The sequence below is a fragment of the Diaminobutyricibacter sp. McL0608 genome, assembly GCF_039613825.1.
Classification (GTDB): domain Bacteria; phylum Actinomycetota; class Actinomycetes; order Actinomycetales; family Microbacteriaceae; genus Diaminobutyricibacter.
Genome location: NZ_CP154826.1, coordinates 4121212 through 4141936 on the forward strand (window position 1 = coordinate 4121212; position 20725 = coordinate 4141936).

A 20725-nucleotide genomic window follows, 5' to 3' on the forward strand; every position below is an offset into this window, starting at 1 on the left:
ACCGGCCCTCCCCGGTCACATAGTGTGAATCCATGACCGCCCTCGAAGAGTTGTACTACGACCTCCACGCCCACCCCGAACTCTCGTTCGCAGAGCACCGCACCGCAGGCATCGTCGCCGACCGGCTCACCGCTCTCGGACTCGCTGTGACCACAGGAATCGGCCGCACCGGCGTCGTCGGCGTCCTGGCCAACGGCGACGGCCCGACCGTGCTGCTCCGCGCAGACATGGACGGCCTACCGGTCGCCGAGGAGACCGGCCTGCCGTACGCGAGCACCCAGACCGTGGTAGATGAGTACGGACACGAGGTCGGGCTGATGCACGCCTGCGGGCACGACATCCACATCACCTGCCTGATCGGCGCGGTGGAGCGCCTGCTCGAGACCCGGGGCGAGTGGAGCGGCACGGTCGTGGCCTTGTTCCAGCCGGCCGAGGAGCACGGCGGCGGCGCCCAGGTGATGGTCGACGACGGCCTGTACGAGAAGGTTCCGACGCCGGATGTGGTGCTGGGTCAGCATGTGGCCCCGTATCCGGCGGGGATCGTCGGGGCGCACGCCGGACCGGCCATGGCGGCCGTCGACGCCCTCGACGTGACGATGTTCGGACGTGGCGGCCACGGCTCCCGTCCGGAGACGACGATCGACCCGGTCCTGATGGCGGCAGCGACCGTCATGCGCCTGCAGGGTGTCGTCTCGCGCGAAGTCGCCGCGTTCGACCCCGCTGTCGTGACCGTCGGATTCCTCAACGCGGGCACCAAGAGCAACATCATCCCCGCAGAGGCGGGTATCGGCATCAGCATCCGCAGCTTCGACGAGACAGTGCGCGAACGCGTCGTCGGCGCGGTCGAGCGGATCGTGCGAGCCGAGGCCCAGGCCTCGGGCGCAACGCGCGAACCCGAGTTCGCGGTCACGGAGCGGTACCCGGTCACGGTCAACGATCCGGATGCCACGGAGCGCACGAACAACGCGTTCCGTGCCGCGTTCGGTGACGACCGCGTGTTCGATCCGGGCCTCATCGCCGGCAGCGAAGACGTCGGCAACCTCGCGACGGCCGCGGGTGTCCCGCTCGTGTACTGGTTCCTGGGCGGCGCGGACCCGGACGTCTACGCGGCAGCGGAAGCGGCGGGCACGCTGGACACGGACATCCCGTCGAACCACTCGCCGTTCTTCGCGCCACTGCCGCAGCCGACGATCGACGTCGGCGTGCAGGCACTCGTCGTCGCGGCCCGGGAGTGGCTCGGCTGAGGCCGGCGCCCGCCCGAGTGCGCCCGGCATAACGGTCGCGCTCGACCGGAGCTGACGCCCTCGCCGAGCCACTCACACCCCGGGCCGCATCCACTTCGTCCCGCGCGCCCGCAGACCGAGCGTCACTGCCCGCGCTCCGACGTACCCGAACGCGAACGCGGCGGTCAGCCAGGCGAGACCCGCAGCATCGGATGACGCCCAGGCGCCGACCGCAAGGGCGAGCGGGATGAACGCTGCGACGTTCACGAGGCCGGTCCACGCCAGGTAGCGCGCATCGCCCGCTCCGATGAGGACGCCGTCGAGCACGAAAACGTACCCGCCGAGCGGCGCGCCGACGCCGATGATCACCAGTGCGATCGGAAGCAGTGCGGCGACCGCCGGGTCGTTCGTGAACAGCGCGGCGGCGAACGGAGCGGTCACGACGACAACCGCCCCGAACACCACCCCGCTGAGCACACCCCACTGGATGCAGCGCCTCAGGACCGCGCGCACGCCCTCCACGTCGCCTCCGCCGAGCCCCTTGCCGACGAGCGCCTGCGCCGCGATCGCGAGCGCGTCCAGGGCGAAGGCGACCGTCGCGAAGACGGTCATCGTCACCTGGAAGGCGGCCAGCTCATCCGGACCGAGCCGCGTCGCCGTGAACACGGCGAGCAGCATCGCCGCTCGGAGGCTCGCGGTCCGCACGAACAGCCACCCGCCCGACAAAGCAGACGAGCGGATGCCCGCGTGGTGCGGGAGCAGCGGCGCACCGACCCGGCGGGCGTGCTTCGCGACGACCACGAGGTACACGAGCACCATCGCCCACTGGGCCACGACCGTGCCGAGCGCGGAGCCCGCGATGCCGAGCCCCAGCCCGTAGATGAAAATGAAGTTGAGCACAACGTTGGCGCCGAAGCCCGCGACCGCCACGATGAGCGGCGTGCGGGTGTCCTGGAGTCCGCGGAGCAGGCCGGTCGCGGCGAAGACGAGGAGCATCGCAGGGAGGCCGAGCATCGAGATCGTGAGATAGGTGGTCGCCTGGGCGGCGACCTCCGGCGGAGCACCGAACGCGGCGACGAGAAGTGGGGCGGCGAACCATCCGCACACCGCCAGCACCACGCCGATCCCGAGGGCGAGCCACGATCCGTCGACGCCGGCCGCGACAGCGCCGCGTTCGTCGCCCGCTCCGAGCCGCCGCGCCACCGCTGGCGTCGTGCTGTACGCGAGGAACACCATGAGGCCGATGATCGTCTGCAGGATGGCGCTGGCGATGCCGAGCCCTGCCAGCGGCGTGACGCCCAGATGCCCGACCATCGCCGAATCGGCGAGGAGGAACAGGGGCTCGGCGATGAGCGCGCCGAGGGCGGGGACTGCCAGGCGGAGGATCTCGCGGTCGACGGGACGACGCGTGAAGACCCGATCGCGCGTGCGGCCGGACGCGGCCTCGGGTTCGCCGGCGACGTGCGGTCCGGTGCCGACGTCGGCATCCGACGCGGGTCGCGCGTCCCGCTCCGTCACGCCAGGTGATCGAGGTAGCGCAGGATGATCCCCTCGCGCAGCGCCCACGGCGAGACCTCGAGCTCGTCGACGCGGAATGCGCGCATGGCCTCCCGCAGCACGATCGCACCGGCGACGATCTGGAACGTGCGGTCGGCGGTGATGCCGGGGAGCGCGATGCGCGCCTCGGGCGGAATCTGCGCGAGGCGCGGGACCCAGTCGCGGAGCTCGCTCCGCTTGAGGAGGCTGCGTTCGGTGCCGCCGGGCCCGGGGGCGATCGTCCCCGCCAGCCGCGCAAGCGAGCGGATGGTCTTGGAGGTGCCGATCACGTGTTCATCGCCGGGCCGGTCCGCGAACGCGCCCACCGCATCCGCGAGCAGGGAGCGTGCGTGCCGGCGCAACGCATCGACCTGCGACTCCAGCGGCGGGTCGTCGTGAAGAAAACCGATCGTGCTCCGACCGGCGCCGAGCGGGACCGACACCGCCACATCCGGGATCTCGTCCACGCCCGACGCGATCTCGAGCGAGCCGCCTCCGATGTCGAGCAGAAGGATGCTGCCCGCCGACCAGCCCGACCACCGCCGCACGGCGAGGAAGGTGAGCCGCGCCTCGTCCGCCCCCGACAGCACCTGCAACTCGACGCCGGTACGTTCGGCGATCAGAGCAAGCACTTCTGGCCCGTTCGTCGCCTCGCGGATCGCCGAGGTCGCGAAGGGCAGGAGCTCGTCGATCCCCTCCTCCGCGGCCGATTTCACCGCCGAAGCGATCGAGTCGAGGATCGCCGTGACACCCTCGTCGCTGATCGCGCCGTCGGGCGTGATGTAGCGCATGAGCCGCAGCACGGACTTGTGTCCGGCGGCGGGGATGGGGCGCGCGCCGGGGTGCGCATCCACCACCAGAAGATGCACCGTGTTCGAACCCACATCGAGCACTCCGAGACGCATGTCATGACACTATCGCGCCCGGAGTCACGGCGGACGGCCCGTGTCAAGGCCCTTGTCGCCCCTACCCGATCGGCGTACGTTGCCCCGCATGACTCACAGTCAGAGAACCCAGAGCCAGGTCCTGTGCGGGCACGCGCCCGCCCTACACGAGACGGGGTGTGCAGCATGAGCGCCGCCGGATGGATCGCCATCATCATCGCGGTCGTCGCCATCATCGTGATCGTCCTCATCATCACGATGTCGGGGCGCAGGCGCCGCGAAGCCGATCGCGCCAAGGCGGTCGAGATTCGTCAGAAGGCCGAAGCGGATGCGCTCGGTGCGCGCGAGCACGAAGCCAAGGCTGCGCGCGCGGAAGCGGATGCGAAACAAGCCGAAGTGGACGCCGAACGTCTGCGGCGTGAAGCCGCCGACCGCCAGAACGAGGCGCAGGATGCGCAGGCACGGGCCGCCGAGCAGGCACGCCGCGCGGACGAGATCGACCCGGATGTGAAGGCGGCGCCCGCTGCAGCGCCCGCCGGTGCACACGCTGCTGAGCCGACGGTGGCACCGGCCGCTGCGCCGACCACGGCCGTGCCGACCACCGCACCGGCCACTGCTGCCCCCGAGACGGAGGCGACTCGCGGAGTCGTCGGCCCGGACGGTGTTCGCCGCGACCCCGGAGTCTAGGCCGGCGTGCGGGGCGGAGGCTGTTCCGCCCCGCACGTTCCAGAGTTGATCGCCACGCGCGCTATTGCTCGCCAAAAGTCGTTTGCTCGCCAAAATATTGGCGAGCAATCAACTTCGCACTCGAAGTTTTGGCAACCAATCGCAGCATGACGCCACGCCCGTAAAGATTCCGTTAGGAATATTCACAAATTTGTGAAACCGGCGTATCGTCACGATCATGAACACTGTGATTGAGACCTCGGGGCTCGAGAAGCGCTTCGGTCGCGTGCGTGCCCTCGACGGGCTCGACCTGTCGGTGACGGCGGGCGAAGTGCACGGCTTCCTCGGGCCGAACGGCGCCGGGAAGTCCACCACCATCCGCGTTCTCCTCGGTCTCGCAAAAGCCAGCGGCGGTTCTGCGACCGTCTTCGGCCGCGACCCGTGGAAGGATGCGGTCGATCTGCACCGGCAGATCGCCTATGTTCCCGGCGATGTCAGCATCTGGCCGAACCTGACCGGCGGCGAGGCGATCGACCTGCTCGCGCGCCTGCGCGGAGGAACCACTGACAAGGCGCAATACGCCGAGCGCAAGAAGCGCCTGATCGACGTCTTCCAGTTCGACCCGAGCAAGAAGGGGCGCGCGTATTCGAAGGGCAACCGGCAGAAGGTGGCCCTGGTCGCCGCTTTCGCCACGCCGGCCGACCTGTACATCCTCGACGAGCCGACGAGCGGGCTCGACCCCCTGATGGAGGCGACATTCAACGCCGAGATCGCCAGGGTCTCCGGCGAGGGCGCGACAGTGCTGCTGTCGAGCCACATCCTGTCCGAGGTCGAGCAACTGTGCGACCGGGTCAGCATCATCCGCGCGGGCAGGACCGTCGAGTCGGGCACGCTGGCGGAGATGCGCCACCTGACCCGCACCGAGATCTCGTTCGCGGCCGACGGCATGACGGATGCGGATCTTTCGCGCATCCCCGAAGCCCATGATGTCGCCACCAACAACGGCCGTGTGCGGTTCACCGCCGACAGCGACACGCTGCCCAGCGTCCTCAATGCGCTCGCCGCCCTCGACGTGAAGAGCCTGACCGTCGCTCCTCCGTCGCTCGAGGAACTCTTCCTCCGCCATTACGGCGACCAGCTCGCGTCCCAAGGAGCGGCCGGCACTCCTGCGGGCGGTGCCGGTGCGGATGCGCCGACCACCGCATCCGGCCCCACGGGCACGACAGGTGCCCCCGACACAACCGACAGCACCACCACAGGCACGGAGGCGACGCGGCGATGAAGACCTTCGGTGCGCTGCTGCGCCAGCGCCTGCGCCGTGATCGCTGGCAACTGATCATCTGGGTGCTGTCCATCGGGCTGCTCGGTGCGTTCTCGGCGGCCTCACTCAGCACGACGTACGGGAGCGGCGCGGGCCGCGTCGAACTGATGCATCTCGCGATCGCCAACCCGGCCATCCTCGTCCTCCGCGGCCTCCCGCAGGGAACCGGACTCGCGTCGGTCACCTTCTTCGAGATCTACACCTTCCTCGCGCTGCTCGCCGGCCTCATGAGCACGTTCCTCGCCGTGCGGCACACCCGCGCTGAGGAGGAGTCGGGTCGCGCCGAGCTCGTCGCGGCGACCGAGGCGGCACGTATCACTCCGACCGCGGCGACGATCGCCCACGGGGTGATCGCGAACATCCTCGTCGCGGTCGCCGTCGGGCTCGGCTTCATGTCCAACGGCCTTCCGGTCGCCGGTTCGTTCGTGGCGGGTGCCGCGGTGGGCGGCGCCGGAATCGCATTCCTGGCGGTCGGGCTGTTCACCTCCCAGTTGATGTCCACCTCGCGGGGCGCGAACGGTCTTGCGGCCGCCATCGTCGTGCTCGCCTACTTCCTTCGAGGGATCGGCGACTCGATCGGCACGGTCAAGCCGGACGGTGTGCACATGGTCAGCGGATGGCCGACCTGGCTCTCGCCGATCGGCTGGGGCGAGCAGATGGACGCCTGGGGCGGCAACGTCTGGTGGCCCTTGCTGCTCGACCTCGCGTTCGCTGCGGCCGTGATCGCCGTGGTGTTCATCCTCCAGTCGCAGCGCGACACCGGAGCGAGCCTCCTGGCCGAGCGGGCAGGGCGGGCGGATGCTCGCCCCAGCCTGAACGGACCGCTCGGCCTGGCGTGGCGGCTGCAATGGCCGATCGTGGTCGGCTGGGCCGCCGGTGGAGTTGCGACGGGCATCCTCGCCGGCTCGCTCGGAAGTGTCGTCAGCTCGTCGATCGCCAACGACCCGACGCTGTCGTCGATGCGCAAAGCCCTGGCCTCCATCGGCTCCGGCGGAGGCGGGTCGATGACCCAGATCTTCATCTCGGCGATCTTCTCGATCGTGGGCGTGCTGTCGGCGGCCTGCGCCACCCAGGTGGTCGTGCGGCTGAGGCAGGAGGAGGCGGGTGGCACCGCGGAGGTGCTGCTTGCGACTCCGCTGTCGCGCATCCGCTGGCTCCTCGAGTTCATGCTGGTCGGTGTGATCGCCGTCGTGGTCGTGCTCGCCGCGGCGGGTCTCGCCGCAGGGCTGAGCGCCATGGCGACCGGTGAGGACGCGTCGATCATCAACAGTTCCTTCGCAGCCGCGGCCGCGCAGCTCCCGGTCTCCCTGATCTACCTGGGCGTGTTGTCGCTGGTGTTCGTCGTGCTGCCGAACTGGTCGATCGTGATCGCCTGGGCGGCCCTCGGGCTCGGGGCGTTCCTCGGCATCTTCGGCGGGTTCATCGGACTGACCGACTCGATCCAGAAGCTGTCGCCGTTCGCGCACACGCCCGTCGTGACCGGTCCCTCGCCCGACTGGTCGGGCGGGATCTGGATGATCGTGATCGCGATCGCGGCCACGTTGGTCGCCGCGGCGCTCATCCGGAGACGCGATTTCGCGATCGCGTAGGGAACGATCGCATAGTGAACAGGACTGCGGTGAGACGGATGGGAGACTGAGCCATGGCCAAGGATGAGCAGGCGTTGCACGATGTCGTCGAACACACGGCTGCCATCCTGACCGCGGCAGGTTTTCCCAAAATGCCCGCCCGGGTTCTCATGTCGCTGACAGTCTCCGAGAACGGTGGGCTCACGGCGCAGGAGCTGTCGGCGCAGCTGGGCGCCAGCGCGGCGGCGATCTCGGGGGCGGTGCGCTACCTGCAGACGCTGGGCATCATCCGTCGCCTCTCACAGTCGGGAAGCCGCCGTGACCGCTACGAGCTCCCGGAGAACGCCTGGTACACGGCGCTCACGACGGAGAGTCCGCTCTACGGCGTGCTGGCGTCGCAGGCGGATGCCGGTGTCGCGGCCATCGACGATCCGTCATCGACCGCCACGGATCGGCTGGCGGAGATGGCGCGCTTCTACCGCTTCCTCGAGGTGCGGATGCCGCAGCTGCTCGAGGAATGGGAGGCGGAGCGCCGCCCTGCCGAGCGGGCGCAGGCACCCCGAGCGTGACGGTTCCGGCCGAGAGCGCCTCGCAGAGCGGGCACGCTCGACCGGAACGGTCACACTCGCGCGATCAGGTCGCAGGCGGATACGTCGGCGGCACGGGCGGGTAGCCCGCGGCGGCCGGCTGTGGCCGGTCGAACCGCACGCCCTGCGCGTTCGTGGGGAGCAGGAGCAGCACCAGCAGGATGATGGTGCCCACGAACGGGATGAACGACAGGAAGAAGAACGGCCCGGCGAGGTTCGCGTCGTGCAGGCGTCGCCACGTGATCGCCAGCCACGGCACGATCGTCGCGAGCCACCACAGACCGGCGAGCGCGCCGAAGAACCAGAAGCCGGGCGTCGGGTGGAACCCACCGTTCCGGTACATGGCCACGCCCATCTGGCCGGTCGCGTTGCCGATGATGTTGATCACAGCTTCGATCACCACCCACGCCAGCACCCACCACCACAGCTCGCTGCGGCTGGCGCGGCCCGTGAAGTCGGCGTACTTGCGCCAGAAGCGCTGGAACGCGACACCGAACGGGGCGCCGTAGTACGGGGCCCAGTCAGGGACGGGCGCGCCCGGCTGCTGGTAGGGCTGGCCCTGCTGCGGCGGCGGAGGCGGCGGAGGCGGCGGAGCAGAGGGAGGACCGGCAGGCGGCTGCGCCGGCGGCTGATCGGGCGGCTGGTACGGAGGCTGCTGCGAAGACATGCGATGCTCCTTGTGGATCGGTGAACGATCTGTCGAACATAGTCAACCGCCGGAACGACCGAAATGCCATCATTTCCGACCCCCCTCACGAATGTCGCCGCGACACCATAGGCTGGTCGAATGACTGACGCGGCGCCTGCATCCGGTATCAAACTCGACGAAATCGATCCCGGCATCCGCCCCCAGGACGATCTGTTCCGACACGTCAACGGCAAGTGGCTCGCCAGCACCGAGATCCCGGCCGACAAGGCGCGCTACGGCTCGTTCCTGATCCTGCGCGAAGAAGCCGAAGCGGCCGTGCGCGAGATCATCGACGGGGCGACGGATGCGCAGGAGGGCACCGAGGAGCGTAAGTTCGGCGACGTCTACGCGAGCTTCATGGATGAGGACCGCATCGAGAAACTGGGCGTCACCCCGGTCGAATCGCAGCTTGCGCTCGCGAGCGATGTGAGCAGCATCCCGGAACTCCTGTCCACGATCGGGCGGCTCGAACGCCACGGCCTCAGTGGTTTCTACCAGCTGTTCGTCGACAACGACCCCGGCAACCCGGAGCGCTATCTCGTCTTCGTCGAGCAGGCCGGAATCTCGCTGCCCGACGAGAGCTACTACCGCGACGAGAAGTTCGCGTCGATCCGCGAGGCGTACCTCGCACACCTGCAGCGGATGTTCGAACTGGCCGGACTCGACGGCGCACCCGAGCGTGCGCAGCGCGTCTTCGACCTCGAGACCGCGATCGCCTCGCACCACTGGGACAACGTCGCCTCGCGCGACAGCGAGAAGACGTACAACCTGTTCGCCTGGTCGGATGCTGCGGCGCTTTTTTCCGGTGGCGACATCGGCAGCGGCGTCGCCGCCGGAGCTCCGCTGGACGACTGGGAAACGGCCCTCGGCGCCCCCGACGGCGCGCTTGCCGAGCTCGTGCTGCGCCAGCCCAGCTTCACGAGCGGCCTCTCCTCGCTTCTCACTGCCGACCGCCTCGAGAGCTGGAAGGACTGGCTGGCCTGGCAGGTCATCCACGGTGCCGCGCCCTACCTGAGCGGGGCTTTCGTCGAGGAGAATTTCGACTTCTACGGCCGCACCCTCACCGGAACCCCGCAGATGCGCGACCGCTGGAAGCGCGGCGTCTCGCTCGTCGAAGGCGCGATGGGCGAGGCCGTCGGCCGCATCTACGTTGAGAAGCACTTCCCGCCGGTGGCGAAGGAGAGCATGGATGTGCTGGTCGCCAACCTGATCGAGGCGTACCGGCAGAGCATCCGCACCCTCGAATGGATGGGCGAGGACACCCGCGAGCGCGCCCTCGACAAGCTCGAGAAGTTCACGCCGAAGATCGGTTTCCCCGTCAAATGGCGCGACTACTCCAGCCTGGTCATCGACCCAACGGACCTCTACGGCAATGTGCGCGCGACCAGCCTGTTCGAGTTCAACCGCGAACTGGGCAAGATCGGCAAGCCGCTCGACCGCGACGAGTGGTTCATGACGCCGCAGACGATCAACGCGTACTACAACCCGGGTTTCAACGAGATCGTGTTCCCCGCGGCCATCCTTCAGTACCCGTTCTTCGATGCGGCGCGCGACGACGCGGCCAACTACGGAGCGATCGGTGCGGTCATCGGCCATGAGATCGGCCACGGCTTTGACGACCAGGGCTCGAAGTACGACGGCGACGGCCGCCTCACCGACTGGTGGACGAGCGCCGACCGCGCCGCGTTCGAGCAGCGCACCGCGTCGCTCATCGAGCAGTACAACGCGCTCGCACCCGCCCAGGTTCCCGGCAACCATGTCAACGGAGCGCTCACCATCGGCGAGAACATCGGCGACCTGGGCGGCCTCGCGATCGCCTGGAAGGCCTACCTGATCTCACTCGACGGCCAGGAGCCCCCGGTCATCGACGGGCTCACCGGCGCAGAACGGTTCTTCCTCTCCTGGGCGCAGGCCTGGCAGGAGAAGGGCCGAGACGAAGAGGTCATCCGCCTGCTCGCGATCGACCCGCATTCGCCGAACGAATTCCGCTGCAACCAGATCGTCAGGAACATCACCGAGTTCTATGACACGTACTCCGTCACGGAGAGCGACGCACTCTGGCTGGACCCGTCGGAGCGCGTCTCCATCTGGTGATGTAATGGAACACTGGTGGCCCGGGGGGACCATCCGGACAAGGATTGAGAAGGAATGCCCCCCGCCGTGACGATCCCCACCCAGGATTCCGAACGCCGCAGCCGGCACAGCGCGATCAGGCGCGGTCGGCATCGCGGCGCGGAAGCGTCGCAGAGTTTCAGTCGCGGTTTCGCGGCCCTCGGTCAGTTGGCGCTGAACGGTGTGCAAGTGTCGGCGCGGGCGACGGATCTCGCCACCGGCGCCGTGCTCTTCTCGGTGGACGACCACATCGTCATGCCGACGGCGAGCATCGGCAAAGTGCTGCTGCTCGTCGAAGTCGCGGCGCGCATCCAGAGCGGTCACCTCGACCCGCTCGCGATCCTCGACCGCTCGCTCGAGGACGCGGTCGGCGACTCCGGGATCTGGCAGCACCTCCAGGCGCCATCGCTTCCGGTGGCCGACCTCGCAGCCATCATCGGTGCGACCAGCGACAACCTGGCCACCAACGTGCTGCTGCGCCACATCGGGCTCGAGGCCGTGAGCGCTCGCACGGAGGCGCTCGGACTCACCCGTACGGCACTCCTCGACCTGGTGCGCGACCACCGCGGACCGGACGACGCGCCACAGCTCTCCGTCGGCAGCGCGAACGAACTGACCTGGCTCTTCTCCGCCCTCGCGCGTGGGGAGATCGTCAACTCCGTGACCAGCCAGCGGGTCATCTCGTGGCTGTCGCTGAACGCGGACCTTTCGATGGTGGCGAGTGCGTTCGGACTCGATCCGCTGTCGCACCGCACCGTCGAACACCGCACGCTGCTCGTGAACAAGACAGGCACGGATGTGGGCGTGCGCAGCGAGGTCGGCGTGCTTCGCGGGCCTCGGGCGGGCATCACCTACGCGGTGTCGATGTACTTCGACGACGCGACGCTGGCCTCCCGCCTCGCAGTGCTCGAAGGGATGCGGACGGTCGGCCTCGACCTGCTCGAATACGTGCACTGAGCCGCGCCGCCCATCCCGCATCCGCCGCGCCGCGCATCCGCAACCACGTGTGCTCGCCGCACGAGCTGTGTCTCGTCGCACTAGGTCTACGTAGTGCGGCAGGACGCAACTAGTGCGAAGCGGGTCACATCGTGACGCGTCAGCGGTGCGCGGGCGCACGCCCGGCGAAGTACTCGTCCTCGGCGGCGTAGTCGAACCAGCCGTCGGCCCTGGACCGCGTGACCATGCTGGGGAACACATCCTGCCAGCTCTCCTCGCGCCGCTCGGCGGCGGCCACCTCGCGCGTGACCCAGTCGATGTCCTCGGCCACCGCATCCGCATAGCTGACGGGCTGCCGATATCCGAGCTCGACGAGCGCAGCATCCATGCTCATGACCAGCGGATGCGTGACCGACCAGGGCGTGGAGCCGAGGTTCCCGACGGCCGGTCCCGGATACGTGACGATCTCGACCTCGCGGCCCATGGTCTGGAAGATGACGTGCGCGATCTCGGCGACGGTCAGATTGTCGCGGTCGACCGCATTCAGGACACGCCGCGCCGGGGTGTCGGCGCAGAGCGCGATGAGCTCGGCGACATTCACGGTCGATGAGGTGCTGAACCGGTTGTGGCCGTCGTCGGAGAGCACAACCCGGCGCCGCTGGTCGAGCGCCCGCTTCACGAAATACCACTCGCGGAGAGCGGGGCTGAACGGCCCGTGGATTGCACCCGGTCGCAGGATGCTGACCGGCAGGTCGTCCGTCTCGAGCAGCCGGCGCTCCATAGCCGCCTTGAGCGGGGAGTATGTGCGTTCGGTGTTGTCGACGATCGGGTCGGTCTCCCGGAGCGGCATCGGGAAGTCGGGGAAATCCTCCGGCCCGGTCACGACATCGAGGTAGCTGCCGTTCGCACCGACGTACACAGAGCCGGTCGAGATGACGACCAGCGAACCGACATGGCCGGCGAGCTGTGCGAGCTGATCGGCATGGTGGGTGTCGTAGGCGACCGTGTCGACCACCAGGTCGTGCCCGCGTGCACGTGCGAGGAGGCTCACCGTGTCGTCGCGGTCGAGCCGGATGGTCGTCACATCCAGATCGGCGAGCGACGTGTCACCGGCATGGTTGCCCCGGTGCGCGACGAGAACCGACCAGCCGTCGACCGCCAGTCTGCGTGCGGCGGCGGCACCGAGCTGGCCCGTTCCCCCGATGATCATGGCCGTGCGGGTGGTCGTCGCCTCCATGCCCCCACGGTACGCTCCTGCGCGCACCGGGGAAATCGGCTGGGTGCGGCGACCCCGTAAACTGGCTGGAGCGTTTCGGCGGTCCCCGCTGCCGGACATCACGCACCAACCCTCACGCACCATTGGAGCCACCGTGGCAGCACCCACCCGTCTCGATTCCGTCATCGCTCTCGCGCGTCACCGCGGGTTCGTCTTCCAGGCCGGTGAGATCTACGGCGGATCACGGTCGGCCTGGGACTACGGGCCCCTCGGCGTCGAGCTCAAAGAGAACATCAAACGCCAGTGGTGGCGTTACATGGTGCAGGGTCGCGACGACGTGGTGGGCCTCGACTCGAGCGTGATCCTGCCGAAGCAGGTGTGGGAGGCGTCCGGTCACGTCGAGGTGTTCACCGACCCGCTCGTCGAATGCCAGCACTGCCACAAGCGTTTCCGCGCCGACCACCTGGTCGAGGAGTTCGAAGAGAAGAAGGGCCGCGCGCCCGAGAACGGTCTCGACGACATCGCCTGCCCGAACTGCGGCAACCGCCACACCTGGACGGAGCCGCGTGCGTTCAGCGGCCTGCTGAAGACGTTCCTCGGCCCGGTCGACGACGAGTCGGGGCTGCACTACCTGCGCCCCGAGACCGCCCAGGGCATCTTCGTGAACTTCGCGAACGTCCTCCAGGCGAGCCGCCAGAAGCCACCGTTCGGCATCGGCCAGATCGGCAAGAGTTTCCGCAACGAGATCACGCCCGGAAACTTCATCTTCCGCACCCGCGAGTTCGAGCAGATGGAGATGGAGTTCTTCGTCGAGCCCGGCACGGACGAAGAGTGGCACCAGTACTGGATCGACCAGCGCTGGAACTGGTATGTCGACCTCGGCATCGACCCCGAGAACCTGCGCCTCTACGAGCACCCCAAAGACAAGTTGTCCCACTACTCGAAGCGCACGGTCGACATCGAGTACAAGTTCGGTTTCACCGGCAGCGAGTTCGGTGAGCTCGAGGGCGTCGCAAACCGCACCGACTTCGACCTCACGACCCACTCCAAGGCGTCCGGCAAAGACCTCACATTCTTCGACCAGACCAAGAACGAGCGGTGGACCCCCTACGTCATCGAGCCCGCAGCCGGCCTCACCCGGTCACTGATGGCATTCCTTGTCGACGCGTACCACGAAGAAGAGGTCCCGAACGCGAAGGGCGGCGTCGACAAGCGCACTGTTCTGCGCCTCGACCCGCGCCTGGCGCCCGTGAAGGTGGCGATCCTGCCGCTCAGCCGCAACGAGGCCCTCTCGCCGGTCGCACGCGAGCTCGCGGCGGACCTCCGCAAGTACTGGAACGTCGACTTCGACGACGCCGGCGCCATCGGTCGCCGGTACCGTCGCCAGGATGAGATCGGCACGCCGTTCTGTGTGACAGTCGACTTCGACTCGCTCGAGGACCACGCTGTCACCGTGCGCGACCGCGACACGATGGCCCAGGACCGCATCCCTCTCGCCGAGCTCCGCGGGTACCTGGCCGAGCGGCTGCTCGGCTCGTAAGGGGTGCGCGGTGCGGCCGCGCGTTCCTGTCGCGGTCGGCTCACGCCGCCCGGCGGGTGCTCACGTGGCCCAAAGGTCGGTATCGCGCCCCCATAGCGACACTTTGCACCACGTGACCGATGCTCACAGCGACCGAGAGACACGCGCCGCCGCGCGCCGTCATCGGGGTCGACATGGCACTAGTTGTCGCTTGGCGCGTTTTGCGGGCAACAACGAGTGCCACATGACGGATGCTCACCGCAGTGGCCACGTTGTGACGCGACGCGCGCGTGAAAGACGCTCGGCCGGCGAGCCGGCGTGCGCGGGTCAGGCGGGGTGGGACTCCGCGTACTCGGTGTCGAGCATCCCGAAGATCACCGTGTCGCCCCACTCGCCCTTGAAGATCTCGTTCTGGCGGAGGTGCGCTTCCTTGCGCATCCCGAGCCGCTCGCACAGACGCGCCGACGCTTCGTTGCGCGGATCGAGCTGCGCGAAGACACGGTGGGCGCCCATCGTCCCGAAGCACACCGCCAGCACGGCCTCCGCCGCCTCAGTGGCGTACCCGCGCCCGTGGACCGCCGGGTGGAACACCCACCCGACTTCGAGCTGGGCGTGCGCCGCGCTCTTCAGGAAGATACTCATGTCTCCGATGACGCGCCCGTGCCCGCCTTCGGGGTCGGGCAGCTCGACCGCGTAGATCAGCCCGTCGCCGTCGTCGGCGAGGTCTGTCATCGCGATGCGCTTCTCGAGGTGCTTGGCCGACTCTTCGTGGTCGTGCACTTCCCACATCAGGTACCGCACGACGTCTTTGCGCTTCTGATACGCGTGCACATCGTCGAGGTCGTTCTTGGTGAGCGGGCGCAGCAGCAGGCGCTCGGTTCGGATGTCGACGGCGTTGTAGGGCAGGCCGGTGAGACCGTGCGCCTCCTCGGCGTTTCCCGCTTCGATCGCCTCAGCGAGGTCGGTTTCGGTATCGGTCGAGTGTGCTCCGTTGCTCACTTGTCCTCCAGGTTCCGGTTCGGGAAGGGGTTCGGTCAGGATACGGCTGACTCGCCCTGGTCGGAAATCGGGGTCGAATCACCTGTTCGCAGATCGCGGGGCGGCAGACCCGGCAGGCCAGGCACACCAGCCAGCCCAGACGACCCAGCCAGCCCAGGCACACCGGGCACCTCGACGTCGAGGCCGAACAGCGTGTTGGCTGCCGCAGTGAAAGCAGACGCGTCACCATGCCGTGCGAGTTCGCGCGCCCGCACCGACGGAGTGTGCAGCAGCACCCCGGCGAGGTGGCGGAGCGCGGCCTCGGTCTGTTCGCTCGAGTCGCCGCGGCTGCGCGCCCGGGCGATCTCTGCATCCAGTACGTCGAAGACATGTGCGCGGAGAGCCACGAGCGCCGGTGTGACCGCGTGCTCGGCGGCCTGCGCAGCGAACTCGGCGGCCGCATCGCCGACGATCGCGCGCGCCTCGTCGGTGGCGTTCAGTTCTTCGAGCGGTGCGTGCTTGCTGATGGTCTCGAGGTCGAGCAGCTCGACGCCGTCGATGTGGGCGACGGCCGGGTCGACGTTGCGGGGAAGCCCGAGGTCGATGACGAGGCGGCGGGGCAAGGCGCCGGGCGCCGCGATGACCGCTTGCAGTTCGGGCACCCCGAGGATGATGTCGGGCGCGACGCTGCAGGTGACGACGAGGTCGGATGCCGCGATCGCGTCCACGAGACCGCCCGCGGGCACCGCACCGGCGGCGTGGGCGACGGCGAATTTCTGCGCCCGGCCCGACGGCGAGTACACGTGCACGTCGGTCACGCCGCGCTCGCGGAGGGCTGCGAGGCTCGCGCCGGCGTATGCGCCGGTTCCGACGAGGAGCACTCGAGTCGCAGCCCAGTCGGTGATGCGGCTCTCTGCGAGGTCGAGTGCGAGGCGCACGATCGACCGTCCTGCGCTCGTGATGCCCGTGCGGTTCTTGACGCCGCGCGAGGTGCGCGATGCGACCTGGAAGAGCCGTTCGAGTTCGCTGCTGACGGTTCCGGATGCGCGTGCCGCGTCGAGCGCTCGCCGCACCTGGCCGGCGATCTCGCCTTCGCCGACGACAACGGATTCGAGCCCGCTGGAGACGGAGAAGAGGTGCTCGGCGACACCCTGGTCGCTGATGACGGCACTGGATGCGCGCAGCTCGTCAGCATCCACACCGGATGCGGCGCTGACGGCGCTGATCACGGTCTCGGCCGACACCGCGGCACCGGCGGCGCCTGCAGCATCGGTGTCCACGTCGAGGTAGGCCTCGAAACGGTTGCAGGTCGCGAGCACGACGGATCCGTTGAAGAGTTCGGTGTTCTCTGCGAGAGCTGCGGTGACTGCTGCCGCATGCCGCTCCAGCCGGTCGAGGAGGTCGAAACCGGCGGTGCGGTGGCTCGAGGTGAAGCAGAGTAGCACGAGGGAAGCCTACGCTTGCCCGCCGGCTTCCTCGAATCGAGAGGCCTCGAAACGTCACCCGTACAGCGTGTTCAGATTGGTTTGACAGAATCGTCGGGTGAATACGCTTGCCCCGACCCATCCGCTCAGCTCCGGAACGACCGCTTCGTCGCGGCTGGTCGGCGCGTACCAGGGGTTCCGGCAACCGGTCACGCCGGTGTGGTTCATGCGGCAGGCGGGCCGCTCGCTCCCCGAATACCGGGACCTGCGCGTGGGCACCCGGATGCTCGACGCCTGCCTCGATCCGGAGCTCGCGAGCGAGATCACCTTGCAGCCGGTGCGCCGTCACGGCGTCGACGCCGCCATCTTCTTCAGCGACATCGTGATCCCGCTGCGTCTGGCGGGGGTGGATGTCGACATCGTCCCCGGCAAGGGCCCCGTTCTGAGTGCCCCGGTCCGGACCGCGGCGGATGTCGACCGGCTGACCGCGGTCGACCCGGCCTCCCTGGACACCACCGTCTTCGCACCGATCATCGAGGCTGTGCGGCGCACCACGGCGGAGCTCGCGACACTCGGCACAGGCGACACCCCTGTGATCGGTTTCGCCGGCGCTCCGTTCACCCTGGCCGCGTACCTCGTCGAGGGCGGCCCTTCGAAGGACCACATCCGGGCCCGCACGATGATGCACGCCGATCCGGAAGCATGGGCGCGCCTGATGGCGTGGACCGCCGACGTCACCGGAGCCTTCCTGCGCACCCAGGTGCTGGCGGGCGCGAGCGCGGCTCAGCTGTTCGACTCGTGGGCCGGTGCGCTGTCGCTCGATGACTATGTGACCCATGTGGCTCCCGCATCCGCCCGCGCCTTGTCGCACGTGCGCGACCTCACCTTCGAGTCACCGTCGCCTGACGTCGTCGAGGAGGGCGAAGCCCTCGTGCCTACTGCGCGCAACGTGCCGATCGTCCATTTCGGCGTCGGGACCGGCGAACTGCTCAAAGCGATGCACGAGATCGGTGCCGATGTCGTGGGCGTCGACTACCGGGTTCCCCTTGACGAGGCGAGTCGTCGGCTCGGCCATGTCGTCCCGGTGCAGGGCAACGTCGATCCGGCCATGCTGGATGCGCCGTGGCCGGTGCTGGAGGCGCATGTCCGCGACGTGCTCGCGCGGGGAGCGAGCGCTCCCTCGCACGTGCTGAATCTCGGGCACGGTGTGCCGCCCGAGACCGATCCCGCCGTACTGACCCGGCTGGTGGAGTTCGTCCATGGCCTCTGAGGGCTCGCCGGATGCGGCGGCGCCGGACGGCGAGGCTCGGCGCGACGACCTGAGGCATGCGATCGACGCGGCTGCGACGCGGGTCGTGATCGTCGGCGGCGGCGTCGCCGGTCTCGTCGTCGCGCGCGAGTGCGCGCGACCGGGCTTCGAGGTGACGGTGGTGGAAGCATCCGACCGCCTCGGCGGGACCGTCGCTCGGACCGTCGTCGACGGGATCACGGTCGACGAGGGCGCCGAGAGCTTCGCAACGCGTGGCGGCCATGTCGCCGAACTCATCGCTGAACTCGGGCTCGGCGACCGGATCGTCCAGCCCAACCCGGAGGGTGCGTGGGTGCGCCTGCCGTCGGGAACTGTTCCGCTGCCCAAGGCCGGGCTGCTCGGTATTCCGAGTTCCCCGCTCGCATCCGACGTGGTGCGCGCGATCGGGTGGACCGGCGCCTTGCGCGCCTACCTCGATCGCCTTCGCCCGGTGCTGACCATCGGGCAGGAGCGCAGCCTCGGGGCGCTTGTGCGCAAGCGGATGGGATCCCGCGTGCTCGACCGACTCGTCGCTCCCGTCACGACGGGAATCTACGCAGCCCAGCCCGACGATCTCGACATCGCCGTCGTCGCACCGGGGCTCAATGCCGCCCTCACCCGTCAGGGTTCGCTTTCGGGCGCCGTCAGCGAGCTTCGCGCCAATGTCAAGGCGGGGAGCGCGGCGAACGGTCTGCGCGGGGGCATGTGGATGCTCGTCCAGGCGCTCGAAGACTCGGTCGCCGAACGTGGCGGACGCGTACTCGCAGGGGTCTCAGTGAGGTCGGTCGAGCGATTCGAGGCGGATGCCGCCCAGGAGACAGACGTCAGCCCGGGGACGGACGCCCCCGACCCGCGCTGGACGGTGGGCCTCGCCGACGGCAGCACGCTCCCCGCAGATGTCGTTGTACTCGCAGCGCCGGCCGCAGCATCCATTGCCCTCCTCTCCGTCGCCTCGGACGAGCTCGCGGAGCTCGCTTCGCTGGAGTGGCCGGATGCGTCGAGCGTCGAACTCGTCACTCTCGTTCTCGACAAACCGGCCCTCGACGTCGCGCCGCGCGGAACGGGTGTGCTGGTCGCCGACCTTCCGGGGTCGGGCGTCACGGCGAAGGCGCTGACGCATTCGACCGCCAAGTGGTCGTGGCTCGCCGACGAGACGGGTGGGCGTCATGTGGTGCGCCTGTCGTATGGGAAGGCAGGGCGTCCGAGCGAGACGATCGGCCTCAGCGACGCGGAGGTGCGCTCGCTGGCGGTCCAGGACGCATCCGCCCTCCTGAATATTCCTCTTTCGGAATCCGACGTGACCGGGTTCGCCCGGGTGGGCTGGACGAACGCGCTTCCTCACGCGGCACTGGGTGAGCGGGAGCGGATCGACACGGTTCGCTCGGCGGTGGAATCCGTCGCGGGTCTCGAAGTGACCGGCTCATGGCTGGCGGGCACCGGCCTTGCATCCGTCATTCCGGATGCAAAGGAGGCGGCCCACCGGGTTCGGGGTCTACGCTGGAAAGAACTGACCGAGAATCTCTGACGAACGGGGCGTTCAATGCGGGGAAAGCTTCTCTTCGTTGCCGGTGCAGCCGTGGGCTATGTGCTCGGTGCACGTGCCGGTCGCAAGCGGTACGAGCAGATCAAATCGGCGGCGGCCAAAGTGTGGGAGTCGCCCGGCATCCAGAAGCAGGTGAACGCGGTCGAGGACTATGCTGCGGCGAAATTCGGTGAGATCCCGGGCGTACTGTTCGAGGGCACGAAGAAGGTCGTGGCCACGGTCGTGAACCGGGCCCAGACCGCCCAGCAGCGGGGCTCGGGCTACAGCCGCCCGACACCGGCCGCACCCCCGCCTTCGCGGGCGCCTGCAGCGACGAACACGTCCAGTGTGACGATCGCAGCTCCGCCGGACGAGGAGACGGCGACTGCGCCGACGACAGCGCCGAAATCTGCGACCAAGTCCTCTTCGAAGGCGGCGTCGGGCAAATCCGCCGCATCGTCCGCAACGAGCGCCAAACGCAAGTCGGGCGCATCCTCACCCGAGATCGACGAGGCCGACGACGCCGGAGCGTGAGCGTGCTTTCCGGAAAGACGGTGACGAGCAATGACTGACGACGAAAGCGCGAAGGTCTCGCGTTCGCTGTTCCAGCTGATCGGCGACCTGCCGCGGTTGCTGGTCGCCCTGGCCAAGGCGGAGCTCGCGAAACTCAAGGCGGAGCTCACCGAGAAGGCGAAGTATGCCGGTGTCGGCATAGGGCTCTTCGCTTTCGCTGCCGGACTGATCTTCTTCGCCCTCGGCTGCCTGATCGCGGCGGCGATCCTGGGGTTGGCTCTCGTCCTTCCCGCCTGGGCGGCGGCCCTGATCGTCTTCGGCGCCCTCGTGCTCATCGCCGTCGTGCTCGCCCTCATCGGCGTCCAGACCTTCAAGCGGATGGGCGGGGCGGTTCCCGAAAAGACGGTCGCGAGCATCCAGGAGGATGTCGAAGCGATCAAGGGGATGGGCCGCTATGACAACTGAGCCCCTCAGCGACGTCGAGAAAGCTCGGGCCGACCTCACAGCGACGATCGGCGCCATCGAGGACAAGCTCAACGTTCCCATGCAGGCGAGGCTCGCCACCGAACGGGCGGGCCGTCGGCTGAACGGGCTGCGCACGGAGAACCCGGTCGCGTTCGGCGCCGCGGTCGCCGGTGCGGCCGCCCTCGTCGGAGGTGCCGTCTGGCTCATCGTCAGGGCCCTCCGAAAGTAGAGCGAGGCGTCTACCTCGCTTTTGGCGCTTACAGGATTGCGAGAGAGACT

General features: G+C 68.7%; 19 protein-coding genes. 13 read left to right on the forward strand and 6 right to left on the reverse strand.

What is annotated here, in order from left to right:
- The first annotated feature begins 32 nt into the window (after positions 1-32).
- Complete coding sequence (locus tag AAYO93_RS19795; protein WP_345762912.1) at positions 33-1244, forward strand: amidohydrolase; 1212 nt, start codon at positions 33-35, stop codon at positions 1242-1244.
- 72 nt (positions 1245-1316) lie between these two features.
- Here AAYO93_RS19795 and AAYO93_RS19800 read toward each other — a convergent pair whose 3' ends face one another.
- Both AAYO93_RS19800 and AAYO93_RS19805 read right to left on the reverse strand, forming a co-directional pair.
- Entirely contained in the window at positions 1317-2609 is a 1293-nt protein-coding gene (locus AAYO93_RS19800) for an MATE family efflux transporter (protein ID WP_434056696.1), read from the reverse strand.
- A 128-nt stretch (positions 2610-2737) separates the two neighbouring features.
- The gene (locus AAYO93_RS19805) at positions 2738-3664 is read right to left on the reverse strand and encodes a Ppx/GppA phosphatase family protein (RefSeq protein ID WP_345762914.1); all 927 of its coding nucleotides are present in this window, start codon (positions 3662-3664) and stop codon (positions 2738-2740) included.
- A gap of 165 nt (positions 3665-3829) precedes the next feature.
- Between AAYO93_RS19805 and AAYO93_RS19810 the strand changes: the two genes are divergently transcribed.
- The 4 genes from AAYO93_RS19810 (at position 3830) to AAYO93_RS19825 (ending at position 7767) form a co-directional block, all read left to right on the forward strand.
- On the forward strand, positions 3830-4330 hold the full coding sequence (locus AAYO93_RS19810) for a hypothetical protein (RefSeq protein WP_345762915.1): 501 nt from the start codon (positions 3830-3832) through the stop codon (positions 4328-4330).
- 217 nt (positions 4331-4547) lie between these two features.
- Positions 4548-5591, forward strand: a complete 1044-nt coding sequence (locus AAYO93_RS19815; protein WP_345762916.1) for an ABC transporter ATP-binding protein — start codon at positions 4548-4550, stop codon at positions 5589-5591.
- Entirely contained in the window at positions 5588-7219 is a 1632-nt protein-coding gene (locus AAYO93_RS19820; RefSeq protein WP_345762917.1) for an ABC transporter permease, read from the forward strand. The genes AAYO93_RS19815 and AAYO93_RS19820 overlap by 4 nt, the downstream gene beginning before the upstream one ends.
- A gap of 53 nt (positions 7220-7272) precedes the next feature.
- The gene (locus tag AAYO93_RS19825; protein ID WP_345762918.1) at positions 7273-7767 is read left to right on the forward strand and encodes a GbsR/MarR family transcriptional regulator; all 495 of its coding nucleotides are present in this window, start codon (positions 7273-7275) and stop codon (positions 7765-7767) included.
- A 64-nt stretch (positions 7768-7831) separates the two neighbouring features.
- Here the strand turns inward: AAYO93_RS19825 and AAYO93_RS19830 are convergent, their stop codons facing one another.
- The gene (locus AAYO93_RS19830; RefSeq protein ID WP_345762919.1) at positions 7832-8452 is read right to left on the reverse strand and encodes a DUF805 domain-containing protein; all 621 of its coding nucleotides are present in this window, start codon (positions 8450-8452) and stop codon (positions 7832-7834) included.
- Between the two features lie 120 nt (positions 8453-8572).
- Between AAYO93_RS19830 and AAYO93_RS19835 the strand changes: the two genes are divergently transcribed.
- Together AAYO93_RS19835 and AAYO93_RS19840 are read left to right on the forward strand one after the other, a co-directional pair.
- A complete protein-coding gene (locus AAYO93_RS19835) occupies positions 8573-10567 on the forward strand; it encodes a M13 family metallopeptidase (protein WP_345762920.1) in 1995 nt (664 codons plus the stop codon).
- A 66-nt stretch (positions 10568-10633) separates the two neighbouring features.
- The gene (locus AAYO93_RS19840; RefSeq protein WP_434056697.1) at positions 10634-11542 is read left to right on the forward strand and encodes a serine hydrolase; all 909 of its coding nucleotides are present in this window, start codon (positions 10634-10636) and stop codon (positions 11540-11542) included.
- Positions 11543-11681: 139 nt separating this feature from the next.
- Here the strand turns inward: AAYO93_RS19840 and AAYO93_RS19845 are convergent, their stop codons facing one another.
- The gene (locus AAYO93_RS19845) at positions 11682-12758 is read right to left on the reverse strand and encodes an NAD-dependent epimerase/dehydratase family protein (RefSeq protein ID WP_345762922.1); all 1077 of its coding nucleotides are present in this window, start codon (positions 12756-12758) and stop codon (positions 11682-11684) included.
- A gap of 133 nt (positions 12759-12891) precedes the next feature.
- Here AAYO93_RS19845 and AAYO93_RS19850 point away from each other — a divergent pair, with 133 nt between their 5' ends.
- Positions 12892-14277 carry a glycine--tRNA ligase gene (locus tag AAYO93_RS19850; protein ID WP_345762923.1) on the forward strand — a complete coding sequence of 462 codons (1386 nt, stop codon included), beginning with the start codon at positions 12892-12894 and terminating at the stop codon, positions 14275-14277.
- 306 nt (positions 14278-14583) lie between these two features.
- Here the strand turns inward: AAYO93_RS19850 and AAYO93_RS19855 are convergent, their stop codons facing one another.
- Together AAYO93_RS19855 and AAYO93_RS19860 are read right to left on the reverse strand one after the other, a co-directional pair.
- Positions 14584-15255, reverse strand: coding sequence for a GNAT family N-acetyltransferase (locus AAYO93_RS19855; RefSeq protein WP_345762924.1), 672 nt, complete (start codon positions 15253-15255; stop codon positions 14584-14586).
- A 35-nt stretch (positions 15256-15290) separates the two neighbouring features.
- A complete protein-coding gene (locus tag AAYO93_RS19860; RefSeq protein WP_345762925.1) occupies positions 15291-16679 on the reverse strand; it encodes a glutamyl-tRNA reductase in 1389 nt (462 codons plus the stop codon).
- A gap of 97 nt (positions 16680-16776) precedes the next feature.
- Between AAYO93_RS19860 and hemE the strand changes: the two genes are divergently transcribed.
- The 5 genes from hemE to AAYO93_RS19885 are packed head-to-tail and all read left to right on the forward strand — an operon-like array spanning position 16777 to position 20675.
- Positions 16777-17928, forward strand: coding sequence for a uroporphyrinogen decarboxylase (gene hemE, locus AAYO93_RS19865; protein ID WP_345762926.1), 1152 nt, complete (start codon positions 16777-16779; stop codon positions 17926-17928).
- Entirely contained in the window at positions 17918-19471 is a 1554-nt protein-coding gene (gene hemG, locus AAYO93_RS19870) for a protoporphyrinogen oxidase (protein WP_345762927.1), read from the forward strand. The genes hemE and hemG overlap by 11 nt, the downstream gene beginning before the upstream one ends.
- 15 nt (positions 19472-19486) lie before the next feature.
- Positions 19487-20002 carry a hypothetical protein gene (locus AAYO93_RS19875; protein WP_345762928.1) on the forward strand — a complete coding sequence of 172 codons (516 nt, stop codon included), beginning with the start codon at positions 19487-19489 and terminating at the stop codon, positions 20000-20002.
- Between the two features lie 30 nt (positions 20003-20032).
- Positions 20033-20446 carry a phage holin family protein gene (locus AAYO93_RS19880; RefSeq protein ID WP_345762929.1) on the forward strand — a complete coding sequence of 138 codons (414 nt, stop codon included), beginning with the start codon at positions 20033-20035 and terminating at the stop codon, positions 20444-20446.
- The gene (locus AAYO93_RS19885; protein WP_345762930.1) at positions 20436-20675 is read left to right on the forward strand and encodes a hypothetical protein; all 240 of its coding nucleotides are present in this window, start codon (positions 20436-20438) and stop codon (positions 20673-20675) included. Before AAYO93_RS19880 ends, AAYO93_RS19885 begins: the two co-directional genes overlap by 11 nt.
- Positions 20676-20725 lie beyond the last annotated feature (50 nt).

Bases quoted from the DNA above. Each gene is read 5' to 3' on its own strand.
- AAYO93_RS19795 (WP_345762912.1), top strand. From the start codon at position 33: ATGACCGCCCTCGAAGAGTTGTACTACGACCTCCACGCCCACCCCGAA.
- AAYO93_RS19805 (WP_345762914.1), bottom strand. From the start codon at position 3,664: ATGCGTCTCGGAGTGCTCGATGTGGGTTCGAACACGGTGCATCTTCTG.
- AAYO93_RS19810 (WP_345762915.1), top strand. From the start codon at position 3,830: ATGAGCGCCGCCGGATGGATCGCCATCATCATCGCGGTCGTCGCCATC.
- AAYO93_RS19815 (WP_345762916.1), top strand. From the start codon at position 4,548: ATGAACACTGTGATTGAGACCTCGGGGCTCGAGAAGCGCTTCGGTCGC.
- AAYO93_RS19820 (WP_345762917.1), top strand. From the start codon at position 5,588: ATGAAGACCTTCGGTGCGCTGCTGCGCCAGCGCCTGCGCCGTGATCGC.
- AAYO93_RS19825 (WP_345762918.1), top strand. From the start codon at position 7,273: ATGGCCAAGGATGAGCAGGCGTTGCACGATGTCGTCGAACACACGGCT.
- AAYO93_RS19830 (WP_345762919.1), bottom strand. From the start codon at position 8,452: ATGTCTTCGCAGCAGCCTCCGTACCAGCCGCCCGATCAGCCGCCGGCG.
- AAYO93_RS19835 (WP_345762920.1), top strand. From the start codon at position 8,573: ATGACTGACGCGGCGCCTGCATCCGGTATCAAACTCGACGAAATCGAT.
- AAYO93_RS19845 (WP_345762922.1), bottom strand. From the start codon at position 12,758: ATGGAGGCGACGACCACCCGCACGGCCATGATCATCGGGGGAACGGGC.
- hemG (WP_345762927.1), top strand. From the start codon at position 17,918: ATGGCCTCTGAGGGCTCGCCGGATGCGGCGGCGCCGGACGGCGAGGCT.
- AAYO93_RS19875 (WP_345762928.1), top strand. From the start codon at position 19,487: ATGCGGGGAAAGCTTCTCTTCGTTGCCGGTGCAGCCGTGGGCTATGTG.
- AAYO93_RS19880 (WP_345762929.1), top strand. From the start codon at position 20,033: ATGACTGACGACGAAAGCGCGAAGGTCTCGCGTTCGCTGTTCCAGCTG.
- AAYO93_RS19885 (WP_345762930.1), top strand. From the start codon at position 20,436: ATGACAACTGAGCCCCTCAGCGACGTCGAGAAAGCTCGGGCCGACCTC.